A 277-nucleotide genomic window follows, 5' to 3' on the forward strand; every position below is an offset into this window, starting at 1 on the left:
GTTTTTACGTCTAATTGGTCTATTGATATCACTGTTTCTGCCAGGCTTTTGGATTGCACTTTCCTCCTATAATGTGGAGCAAATACCATATCCGCTTTTAGCAACGATCGCAACGTCAAGAATAGGGCTCCCTTTTCCGGGGCCATTGGAGGCTTTTTTAATGTTAGTAATGTTCGAGTTGTTCCGGGAAGCTGGAGAGAGACTCCCTAAAGCGGTTGGCCAAACGATATCCGTTGTCGGGGGAATTGGGGTTGGGGATGCAGCAATTCGTGCAGGC

At 47.3% G+C, this 277-nt stretch carries 1 protein-coding gene; it reads left to right on the top strand.

Translation table 11 applies throughout. The features are described 5' to 3' along the window. On the top strand, window positions 1-277 hold a 277-nt coding region (locus RYX56_RS22085), incomplete at both ends, for a spore germination protein (RefSeq protein WP_317124080.1).

Source organism: Alkalihalophilus lindianensis, from assembly GCF_032843265.1.
Lineage (GTDB): Bacteria > Bacillota > Bacilli > Bacillales > Bacillaceae_D > Alkalihalophilus > Alkalihalophilus lindianensis.